An 11238-nucleotide genomic window follows, 5' to 3' on the forward strand; every position below is an offset into this window, starting at 1 on the left:
TATTCTCTTAGACTTAACCCTAAGTACACTAAGGTTAAGGATTACCATGAGTGCAGCTATTACTATTGTCATCATTGAAGATGCGGCGCCCATAGCGACCCAATATCGTTTCTTTTTGAAATATCTACATGCCAATATTGAGATAGCTGCCACGGGCGAAGACGCTAAACAATTGATTGAGCGCCTACGCCCTGAAATCATCTTGCTCGACCTTAAACTCCCCGACATGCAAGGCCAAGACATTTTAAAGTGGCTTAAGCAGCAACCCTTTGAATCCATAGTGATAGTCACCACAGGTCATGGTTCTGTCGATATTGCAGTGGATTTAATGCGCCTCGGCGCTGATGACTTTTTAGAAAAACCAGTGTCAGCCGAGCGCCTGCGCACCACCATTAATACCCATTTAGACAAGGGGTTACTAAAAAAGCAGCTCAAGCAACTGACAGAGTCTGGCCATCGCGATCATTTTCATGGCTTTATCGGCAAGAGCCTTGCCATGCAAACCGTCTATCGCATCATAGAGTGCGCCGCCAATAGTCAGGCCACCATTTTTATTACCGGTGAAAGCGGCACAGGCAAGGAGGTGTGCGCCGAGGCTATACACCAACAAAGCCAACGCAAGCATCACGCCTTTGTCGCCTTAAACTGCGCCGCCATTCCTAAAGATTTAATGGAAAGTGAAATCTTTGGCCACATTAAAGGCTCGTTTACTGGCGCCATTAGCGATAGAAAAGGCGCAGCGTTACTGGCCGATGGTGGCACGCTATTTCTCGATGAAATCTGCGAAATGGACGTTGAACTACAAAAGAAATTATTACGTTTCTTACAGACTGGGCGCTTTCAGCGCGTCGGCAGCAGCCAAGAGTTACAAGTGGACGTACGTATTTTATGCGCCACCAATCGCGACCCATTAGTGGAAGTGCAAGCTGGGCATTTTCGTGAAGATCTCTATTATCGCCTGCATGTGGTGCCCATTCATTTGCCGCCTCTGCGCGAGCGCGGCCACGACATTATTGATATTGCTACTCATCTACTGCGCCAATATAGCCAAGACGATGGTAAACATTTCACTCAGTTTGCCAGCGATGTTATGCAGATTTTTAAGCGCTATCAATGGCCTGGTAATGTGCGTCAATTACAAAATGTCATCCGCAACATAGTGGTACTGAATCAAGGCGACACGGTTCTCACCGATCATTTACCTGCGCCCTTAAATGCCCTGTTAGCCCAGCCTATGCCGGTTAATAGCAGCGCTATCAATCAAGAATCGTTAAGCGCTAATGCTAGTGTTAGCGCGGCAAGGGAGCGCCCCAAAGCGCACCCAATTCTTGAGTTGCACCAAATCCGCCCCTTGGCTGAAATCGAGAAAGATGTGATTGAGCAAGCCATTAGCCTCTGTGATGGCAATATTCAAAAGGCGGCCAACTTGCTTGAAGTCAGCCCATCAACCATATATCGCAAAAAACAAAGCTGGGATGACATGGCCAATTCATGTGGCAATGAATCTGCCAATTGATGAGGCTGCGAACAACGCTATGGTGCGCGCCTTAAACGCCCACCAAACCTAACCCATAAATCACAGCGATCAACAGAGTCAAGCCATGACAACTCAGCAACCCCACACAGTAGTGCTAATGCTTGATAGCCGCAGTCAAGGCGGCATAGAAACCCATGTGGTGGAACTCGCTAAAGGGCTAGTGCGCGCCAACCTTATGGTGCGGGTGTGCTTTATGCGCCGCTATGACGCTGAGCATCCCATAGCCGCAGCGCTAAAACATGCGGGAGTCACAGTGGATTACCTGCCGTCAGGCGTAAGGGCGCTTTATGCCTATCTTGCCACTATTAAGCCTTGGATACTGCATACCCATGGCTATAAGGCCGGCATTCTTGGGCGCATTATCGCCAAATGGCAAGGCGTAGCGACCATCAGCACTTATCATGCCGGCGAAATCTCTCACGGCAAGCTTGGTCTCTACGATGTTATTGATAGATATAGCCATTTTTTAGCAAGTGAAGTGCTTTCCGTCAGTCAAGAAATCGCTATGCGCTTACCCTTGGCTCGTGCCCACGTATTTCGCAATTTTATTGATACCGAGCATTTGCCATTAAGTTGTGGCCAGCAAGTGGCGTTCGTTGGCCGCCTTAGCCATGAAAAAGGCGGCGATAGGATAATTGAATTTGCCCGCGCCTTACCTAAGGTTGATTTTCATATTTATGGCGACGGCCCTGATGCCAATGGCCTACAAGCAGTGGCCAGCAGCAATGTCCACTTTCATGGCTTTTGCCAAATGAGTCAGCATTGGCAAAACATAGGGTTAATGGTGATGCCATCACGGCATGAAGGACTGCCCATGGCCGCCCTTGAAGCTATGGCCCGCGGCATCCCCGTGGCTGCAACTAAGGTCGGTGATTTAAGTCAGCTTATCAATAATGGCATGAGTGGCTATGTCGTGGCAGAGCCAGATTATCTGCAATTAATTCAGGCCATTGAGCACTGGCTGCAATTAACGCCAAGCCAGCGCTTATTACTTGGGCAGACAGCCAAAACCAAGATAGAGCAGGAATATTCACTCAGCGCCTTAATGCCCAGCATGCTAGCCCTGTATCACCAAGCCCATGAGCCCGTTAGTTCGAGCTAACACGACCGCTAAAGACAGATGTTTTATTTTGCAAAGCAATTTGCAGTTTAGGGCTTAATGCGAGCGAGATGAAATTAAAAGGCACATATAAACAATTAGTTAACTCTTGGCCTAAAGCTTGAATAGCATAATGAATGCAGCACTCGTTTGGACATAGGCATGAAGCATTACCATAAACATAAAATAGTTATTCTCTATATTCACTACAGTGAATCTTGGAGTTATGGCAGCGAGCAAAGCCTAGTCACTCTGATTAATCAGCTTGATAAAGACATCTATGAGCCAATTGTGTGGACTAATCAGCCAAAGTTGGTTACTCAACTGCAACTACTTGGCATATGCACCCAATTTGATGAGCACTGCCTATTTAACCCTTGGTACACCCCCAGATTAGGCCTGCGTCTTAGGTATCGGCAATATCAAGCTTGCTGTCAGTTGATTAATCAATATTTGGTCGACCTTATTCATTGTAATAGCGCAGGCCCTTTGCAATGGGCAATTTTGGCGGCGCATACCATGAATATTCCGATTATTTATCATTTACATTCGCGCTTTCCCACCCGCGGCAAATTAGCGCTCGGCGTGTATTTATGCCCAGTCATAGTTGGGGTGAATCAAGTGGTAAATGACGCGCTTATTCATGATGGCTACCCGCAGTCTTGCACTGAACTTATTTATAACGGCATAGATACCAAGCAGTTACTCGCCCAGCCCGGCAAAGATATGCGCGCCAAATTTAACTTAAAGCCACAAGATATTTTACTGGCCAGTATTGCCAGCCAAAACCCACATCAAAGCATAGATAAGCTCATTACCATTACGGCGAGCTTGCGCCGCCAAGGTTATCCAGTGCAACTGCTGATCTTAGGCGCCGCCAAAATGAGCGCATTACAAGCCCACGCCCAAAGCCTTAACGTCAGTGAGCAAGTGCACTTTATTGCCGAGCCCACCCAAGTCGTAAGTTACCTTAAAGGCGGAGTCGATATTTATCTGGCTGGCCCTGATGAAGAAGTATTTGGCTTATCGTTAATTGAGGCGCAATTAATGGGCTTAAGCGTCGTTGCCCCCAATATTGGCGGCACAGCTGAGGTCATCATTTCTGGACAAACTGGGCTAATTACCACCACAGAGTTAGAAGATGTTAGCGCCGCGATTGAGCGTTTAATTAGCCAGCCGAGCTTTAGGCGCCATTTAGGCAAGTGCGGCGCCGAGCGCGTGCTCTATCATTTTAATTCCCACTATTTTTATCAGCAGTTCAGCGATTTATACCAAAAACTTATTTTTGAACACGGTCAATTTGATAACCCTTACCTACTCCAAAAAATGCGGGCCTTGGCAAAAGCCAGCCTCAAATTTGCTGGCAGGTTGATAGTGAATAAATTGACCCGAAAAACCACTCAGCGCAGGGTATTTAAATGAGCCAAAACTATCCCAACATACTGCTAATTGATGCCATTCCGTTTCAGGGCGGCTCAAAAGTAGCCACCCGCACCTTATTGCATGAACTAACCACTGAGCATCAGTTATGTATTTTTACTCAGACCCCGCAAAGCTGGCAGGGATTAAACGCCCGTTTTTATCCCTTGTATATGCCGCGCTGGCTTATCAATAAAGACCAAAGAATTATCTACTTTATCAAGTACCTGTTAATTGCCCTGCAAGTGCTGCTACGCAAACCAAGCCTTGGCAAGATAACCCTCGCAGTAGGCGCATCAGGCCCAAGTGTCGACTTAGCCTTATACATGTTAAAGCCGCTGCTGGGATTTACGCTAATGCAACTGGTGCATGGAGGCGTGGCTTGCTCTAAAACCAATGCTCGCTGTTTGCTGCGCGCCGATAGCATCCATTATTTGCCCAGTAGCCGCGCCTCTATGGTGGCCGCGCTAGCAAGATATGGCATCACTGACATGATGCTTAATGAGCCAAGATTCACGCCCATGCTTAACGGCTTAGATAAAAGTGAGTGGCCAAGTGAGGCCTTAATGCACAGCAGTGAACCTACGCGGCCGGTGATTTTTTGGGCGGCATCGTTACTTAAATGGAAAGGCTTATCCATTCTTAAACAGGCGCTGCAAGAGCTAAATGCTGCCGAACTAAATGCTGAGGCAAACGGCTCTGAACAAGGCTTTAGCGCCAATATATGTTATATCCAGCCTAAAGATATTGCCCTTGAGTATGATGAGCCTGAGGATGATAGCGCCAACATTCATTGGTTTAATCAGCCAACCAATCTTGATGAACTGCGCCGCCAAAGCAGCATCTATGTGTCCACCAGCCAGCAAGAGCCCTTTGGTTTATCAACCTTAGAAGCCATGGCCGCCGGTTTATGCGTGGTTATTCCAAGTGATGCGAGTTATTGGGATTTAGCCTTAATTGATGGCGCTAACTGCATTAAATATCGCCCAGGGGATAGCCAAGATTTACGCCAAAAACTTGAGCATTTAATTAAGCATCCGCAATTGATGATAAGCCTTGGCCGCCACGCTATGTTTATCAGCCGCAATTATCATGCTGAGCAAGTGTACCTGCCGCAATTGCAAGTCATTGATAGCTATTTAGGCGCGGGCTCAAGCAAAGCTCAAGCATCAATAACTGGCGTTATCTAGATGTTTGGCAGGCGATTAACATCAACCAATCCCGCCTTAAAGGCCATGGTGCTCTATGGCTTAGGGCTTGGCATTATGAAAGGCGTGTCGTTACTGATGCTGCCTTGGCTCACTAAGGTGTTGCCGCAAGCGGACTTTGGCCGTTTAGAATTGATTATGAGTATCGCCATGTTTAGCAGCATAGTAGCTGGCATGGGGCTACAAGAAGCCATGTGCCGCTTTATTGGCGATGCCACCGATGCCGCGCACAAGCGCACTATCGCCGCTGAATTTTATGGATTAGCCCTACTCATAGCCCTATTGTCATTGCCGCTATTGCTTGGGCTGGCTTGGTTTATCAGTCAGCAGTTTCCCGCATTATTTAGCCTGTATCAATTGGGGTTAGTGCTGAGCTTACTGGCGTTTGAGTCTTGTATCAGCTTGCCGCTTACTTGGATGCGTATGGCTGATAAACCTTGGCTATTTTTCTTAGCCACCACCAGCCGCGCCTTATTAAACGTAGTGCTAATTTTAGCGTTCACGGAGGCTGGCCGCGGCCTTGATGGCATAGTGGAAGCGGGCTCAGCCGCTGCCCTTTGCCAGCTTATCATCTTAACTGGCTATCAATGTCAAGCCACAGGCGTCCGGCTAAGCCGCCGTTTTTTGCGGCCATTAGCGGTTTATGGCTTGCCGATTATCGCCACCGGCTTAATGGCTTTTACTTTGAATGGTTTAGATCGCTGGATTTTGCAAGCTTTTACCTCGGCCGAAAGCGTAGCGATTTTTGCGGTAGCTGCAAAATTTGCCATTGGCTTAGTGCTATTGCAGCAACCTTTTACCTTCTGGTGGTTTCCGCGCCGCTTTGATGTGCTGTTTAATCAAGGTCAGCAAGCCGCCGTAAAAACGACTAGCCTTGGCGTGGGGATTTTATGTGTACTTGCCATTACCCTTGGCACCCTCACCCCTGCACTGATTGTAAGCGTTATGCCAAGCGCCTACGCTCCTGCCATTAATATCGCCATGATACTTATCATGGCGGCCTTGTTTAAAGAAAGTGCAGAACTGATGAACCTTGCAAGCCTAAGCCAAGGGTCGAGTGAAAAGCAGCTTTATATCAATATATTAGCATCCATGATTGGCGTCGCGCTTATGCTAGCTCTAACCCCAAACCATGGGGTATTAGGGCTTAGCATGAGCTTAGTATTCGCCCAAGGGTTACGACTGGTGCTGCTGACTTGGCTTGGCCATAAGATGCTGCCACTGCCTTATCCCGCGCTTACTTTAATCGCCATGATTTTACTGACCTTTGGCTTGTTACTGCTTGGCATGCTGGATTTAGCCCTGTGGCAACGCCTCTGCCTAGGCGTGATTGGAGTAACTACCTTAGGATTTTTGCTAGTGAGTTCCGGCCTAGTCTTTAACCAGCGTGGGCGCTGGAAACTGGCGTCAAGGTCAGTATGATTAGCCGCGACTCTATTCTAGGTAAGTGGCTAGATTCGCAGGCGCCATGGCCTGTACCCTTAGGCATAGTCATACTCTTTTTACTTATCGCCGCGGCCTGGTTTTTCCTGCCTCACCCCTTATTAATGTTAGTGCTAGGCCTTATTCCTTTTGCCTTACTGCTGGTCATCAAAGAAGCATTTTTGATGGTGCTGTTATTTGTGATTTTTTCATTTTTTCGCATCCACGAAGTCATTCCGCAGCTGTATAACTTTAAAATTCCCTTAATGCTGTCAGCGGCCTCACTCATCACCTTATTTTGGCACTTAGTGATTAGTCAAAATATCAAACTCTACTGGACCAAGAGCTTAGGTTTGTTGTCGTTATTTACCTTGCTAGTCATAGTGGGATTAGTGCTCGCAGCCAATCGCCCTGTGGCCATTACCTATTTTATGGAGATTTACTGGAAGATTATCTTAATGACTTTTGCGGTGGCGTATCTTACCCGCACAGCCAATGATTTTAACCGCGCCAATCATTTAATCGCAGGGGCTGGCATCTTAGTCGCCTGCGTAGCTATTTATAATAAAATCAATGAAATCGGTCTAGTGGAAGGCACAAGGGTGACTATTGGGCGCGATATCGGCTCCATGCTTGGCGATCCTAACGATTTAGCCTTAGTGCTGATGTTTCCCGCCTCATTTTCATTAAGCTTAATCATGACCTCTAAGCTATTCATAGCGTCAAGACTCTTAGGCCTAGTGACTTTCCCGCTTATTTTCTACGCCATTATTGCCACTCAAAGCCGCGGCGGCTTGCTGGGGATTTTGACCATTATGGGGGTAATCATCTATCGGCGCGTGCCCTCAAAAACCCTATTTTTTGGCGCCGCGGGCGTTGCCGCGATACTGCTCTACGCTGTGGCCGGTATTAGCGAGCGCGCATCTGGCGGCGCCCATGAAGAAGGCGTAGATGCCTCAGCCATGGGGCGCATCTATGCATGGCAAGCCGCCTTTGGCATGGCGTTGGATAATCCGCTGACAGGCGTTGGCCTTGATAATTTTTACGTGAATTACTATTTTTACTCGCCTCACTGGGATGGCTTAAATCATGCGGTGCATAGCACTTGGTTTGGGGTTTTAGCCGAAACCGGATTTTTGGGCTTAATCATTTTTATCGTCTTTGTGACTTCGGCTATGCTGAGCGCTAAATCGACCCTTGAAAAAGTAGAAGCCCATGTGAATGAACTGCCCATCAGCTTTTATTGCTCGGCGCAGGCGCTCCTTGGCGGACTTGCCGCGACTATCGTCTCTGGCACCTTTTTAACTCAAGGCTTTAACTGGCCGATTTATCTGTTATCAGGCTTAGTGATAGCCCTCACTCGCGCCACCGATGAATTTTTGGCAAAACCTAAATAGCCACGACTCGTCATTGCAAATTGCAACACCAGCACTAGTCTTTTACCCGCAGCCTAAGCTGCCACCAAACTAACTTAATGATTTCATTAACAATCAACTAATCACCAACTAATGGCATAACACTTGCTGCATGAGCTTAAGTTCACTTATCCGCTCAAGAAGGCAGCTATGGCCAATATCATCCCCATTGATAGCCGCAAAAAGGCAAAGGTTGCAGAAGATACTGCAGTAACTCAGCGAGTTGCGCACTCCACTTCTATAATAAAACTGACTGCAGCGGATGATTGCAGTCCATTTTCAGCGCGCACTGACATTAATTCATTTGCAAAGGATAGCGCCAACCCCATGACGGATAATGTCGAGACTCAAGCTGCAAGCTTAACTCAGCCCCCCAATAAGCTTACAAATCAGCCTTTAAGCCTGCCTTATAGCCAAGCTTTAGGCCAAGCGGGAACTCGCGCTGATTTAGTCGTATTTGGTGAAGATTGGGGCGGCTTACCGTCGAGTACTCAGCATTTAATTGCTCGATTAAGTCAGCATTACCGCGTTTTTTGGGTTAATTCCATAGGGTTACGTCAGCCACAATGGCATAGGCGCGATAGCTATCGCATTGTGCAAAAACTGCTGGCGGCCATAAGTAAAGGGCGCTCCCGTGATGATGGCCGCGGCTCAAATAAAGCAAACGCTACCAATGAAACACACGGCACAAGCAATCAGGCTTCAACACTCAATGCCGCCAATGTCGATGACAAACATTCAGACTATTGCCCCATCATCATCAAGCCGCTGACTATTCCGGCGCCCCAAGGGCGATTGGCTCGCCTACTCGCAAACTGGCTATTGCTGCAGCAAATCAAGCCGGTATTAACGCGCTTTAAGGTTGTGAAACCTCTAGTGTGGACATCCCTGCCTACTGCCGTGGATATTTGTCAGGCGTTAAATCCAGAGCGAATTGTTTACTATTGCGGTGATGATTTTTCGGCATTAGCAGGGGTTGATCATCACACTGTCAGTGGTGATGAAGAGCGTTTAGTCGCAAAAGCTCAGCTGATTTTGGCGGCAAGCCCAGCGCTTGCTAAAAAATTCCCGCACGCTAAAACCGAGCTTATGCCCCATGGGGTTGATGTTAGTTTGTTTCGCACCGCAAGCCTGCGCGCCCCTGATTTACCTAAAGATGGCAAACCCATAGCAGGCTTTTATGGCAGCCTATCTAGCTGGCTGGATTATCAATTGCTGTTTCAAGTGGCAAGTCACTTACCCGATTGGCATTTTGTATTTATCGGCAACATTGAAACCGAGATAGGCGCCTTAATGGCGCTACCCAATGTGCGCTTTCTTGGGGCTAGGCGCCATGAAGAGCTGCCCAGTTATAGCCAGCATTGGCAAGTATCCCTACTGCCATTTCGCAATACTCCGCAAATTCAGGCCTGCAATCCGTTAAAGCTCCTTGAATATATTGCCTGCGGTCGCCCGATTGTTAGCACTGAGTTTCCGGCAGCGCAGCAATGGCCAGAGCAAGTACACCTAGTGAATAACGCCGGCGATATGATCCGCACCTTGCAGCAATTGCGCCAGCCACTAAGGGTTGCCAGCCAAGTGGATTTGAGTCAACACAGCTGGGAGGCGCGTGCCACCTCGCTCCACCACTTATTGGAGCAAATATGAAAGGCCTAAGTTATCGACTCATGGTGTTGCTATGCGGGGCGTGGCGCCAACGCTATATCATAGTGGTGCCGGCCTTATTCTTTCCGCTCGTGGGTCTTGCTATTGGTACCTTAAGCCCAAGAATTTACACTTCGCACACCAGTATGTTGCTGCAAGAAACCGCCAACATGAACCCCTTCTTAAAAGATTTGGGCATGTCGGCCATGATCAAAGAAAGGATGGATAGCTTAACCACCTTGCTCCATAGCCGCCATATTCTGGCATTAGTGGCTAAAGATATGGGCCAAATTACGGAAGACACTTCAGATAAGGATGCCAATGAGATTATTGCGGCGCTATCGGCTGGCCTTAGCGTACAAATGGCGGGCAAAGAGTTAATTAGCATTCAGCTAGTCTCTGGTCATCCGCAGCGCATGCGTGAAACCTTAGAGAGCGTGAGTAAACACTTCATCGAGCAAATGTTGGCGCCCGAGCGCTCATCCATGAAAGATTCCAGCAGCTTCTTATCGGAAAACTTAGATACCCGCCGTAAGGAGTTAGAACAAGCCGAACAAAAATTGGCAGAATACCGCAGCGCCAATGCCGCCGATATGCCAGAGATGCAAATGGATAAGCTCACCCGCTTAGCCAAACTCAAACAAACCTTATCAGAGCGCAAAGCTGAACTGGCTGGCGCCGAAAAAAGCTTAGGCAGCTTAGATCAGCAGCTTTCGCGCACCAACCCTGTGATAGGAAAGTTAGAAGAACAAATCATAATGCTGCGCAGTGAATTAACCTTGCTGCAAGCCAAATACACGGCTAATCACAGTAAGGTTCAAGGGCTTAAACGTAACTTATCAGAATTAGAAAATGAGCGCGCCGCACTGTTAACTCAGCATCAAGTCACTTTAGATACCACCCAGCTATTTGATTTAGCGAGTGTGGCAAGCTCAGGCAAACTTGATGGTCAGCAGCCGTTACTGATATCGCAATTAGAGCACTTGCAGTTAGGGCGCTCAAAAGTGAGTAGCTTAATCGAAGAAGTGAGCAGCCTAACGGCCATGATTACAGAATTAGAGCAAGACACTAAAAGTTTAGGCTCGCGCCAACAGCAACTGGCGAAACTTGAGCGCGACTTAGTGATTAAGCGCCAAATGTATGATGACTTAATGGAGCGCTACGAGATGGCGCGCCTGACCAGCTCCTTTGGGGTGTTTGAGCAAGATAAACGTATTCGCGTCATCGACAGTCCTTACATTCCCACTAACCCATCTAATCCACATATTTTGTTATTCGTAATTGGCGGCCTTTTTGGCGGCTTCTTTATCGGTGCTGGTATTGGCACAGTCAGAGAGCTTACCGACACTAGCATTCGCCTGCGCCAAGACGTGGAAGAGTTAACTGGCGCCACTGTGCTGTGCCGCATTCCTCTTATCGTACCAAGAACCAGCGAGCTTACGTTTGGGCCTGCGCCAGTCACAAGTTGCAGTCGCAATAGTGCTAACACTTAAG

8 protein-coding genes are annotated in these 11238 nt (G+C 47.9%); all 8 read left to right on the forward strand.

The features are described from left to right. Positions 1-46 precede the first annotated feature (46 nt). A complete protein-coding gene (locus AC1HDP_RS10260; protein ID WP_479638678.1) occupies positions 47-1516 on the forward strand; it encodes a sigma-54-dependent transcriptional regulator in 1470 nt (489 codons plus the stop codon). Positions 1517-1601: 85 nt separating this feature from the next. Continuing rightward, entirely contained in the window at positions 1602-2639 is a 1038-nt protein-coding gene (locus tag AC1HDP_RS10265) for a glycosyltransferase family 4 protein (protein WP_479638679.1), read from the forward strand. Positions 2640-2798: 159 nt separating this feature from the next. Continuing rightward, on the forward strand, positions 2799-4058 hold the full coding sequence (locus AC1HDP_RS10270) for a glycosyltransferase family 4 protein (RefSeq protein ID WP_479638680.1): 1260 nt from the start codon (positions 2799-2801) through the stop codon (positions 4056-4058). Beyond that, positions 4055-5245 carry a glycosyltransferase family 4 protein gene (locus AC1HDP_RS10275; RefSeq protein ID WP_479638681.1) on the forward strand — a complete coding sequence of 397 codons (1191 nt, stop codon included), beginning with the start codon at positions 4055-4057 and terminating at the stop codon, positions 5243-5245. Before AC1HDP_RS10270 ends, AC1HDP_RS10275 begins: the two co-directional genes overlap by 4 nt. Next, positions 5246-6685: a lipopolysaccharide biosynthesis protein gene (locus AC1HDP_RS10280; protein WP_479638682.1), complete on the forward strand. Its 1440-nt coding sequence runs from the start codon at positions 5246-5248 to the stop codon at positions 6683-6685. Beyond that, positions 6682-8082, forward strand: coding sequence for an O-antigen ligase family protein (locus AC1HDP_RS10285; RefSeq protein WP_479638683.1), 1401 nt, complete (start codon positions 6682-6684; stop codon positions 8080-8082). The genes AC1HDP_RS10280 and AC1HDP_RS10285 overlap by 4 nt, the downstream gene beginning before the upstream one ends. 168 nt (positions 8083-8250) lie before the next feature. Beyond that, positions 8251-9747, forward strand: coding sequence for a glycosyltransferase (locus AC1HDP_RS10290; protein ID WP_479638684.1), 1497 nt, complete (start codon positions 8251-8253; stop codon positions 9745-9747). Next, positions 9744-11237 (forward strand): GumC family protein, encoded by a 1494-nt coding sequence (locus AC1HDP_RS10295; protein ID WP_479638685.1) that lies wholly within the window; start codon positions 9744-9746, stop codon positions 11235-11237. The genes AC1HDP_RS10290 and AC1HDP_RS10295 overlap by 4 nt, the downstream gene beginning before the upstream one ends. Position 11238 lies beyond the last annotated feature (1 nt).

It is taken from the genome of Shewanella sp. ISS20 (assembly GCF_056522965.1).

What these genes read in the sequence shown, in the direction of transcription:
- AC1HDP_RS10280 (WP_479638682.1), top strand. Translation starts at nt 5,246, where the DNA reads ATGTTTGGCAGGCGATTAACATCAACCAATCCCGCCTTAAAGGCCATG.
- AC1HDP_RS10290 (WP_479638684.1), top strand. Translation starts at nt 8,251, where the DNA reads ATGGCCAATATCATCCCCATTGATAGCCGCAAAAAGGCAAAGGTTGCA.
- AC1HDP_RS10285 (WP_479638683.1), top strand. Translation starts at nt 6,682, where the DNA reads ATGATTAGCCGCGACTCTATTCTAGGTAAGTGGCTAGATTCGCAGGCG.
- AC1HDP_RS10265 (WP_479638679.1), top strand. Translation starts at nt 1,602, where the DNA reads ATGACAACTCAGCAACCCCACACAGTAGTGCTAATGCTTGATAGCCGC.
- AC1HDP_RS10275 (WP_479638681.1), top strand. Translation starts at nt 4,055, where the DNA reads ATGAGCCAAAACTATCCCAACATACTGCTAATTGATGCCATTCCGTTT.
- AC1HDP_RS10270 (WP_479638680.1), top strand. Translation starts at nt 2,799, where the DNA reads ATGAAGCATTACCATAAACATAAAATAGTTATTCTCTATATTCACTAC.
- AC1HDP_RS10260 (WP_479638678.1), top strand. Translation starts at nt 47, where the DNA reads ATGAGTGCAGCTATTACTATTGTCATCATTGAAGATGCGGCGCCCATA.
- AC1HDP_RS10295 (WP_479638685.1), top strand. Translation starts at nt 9,744, where the DNA reads ATGAAAGGCCTAAGTTATCGACTCATGGTGTTGCTATGCGGGGCGTGG.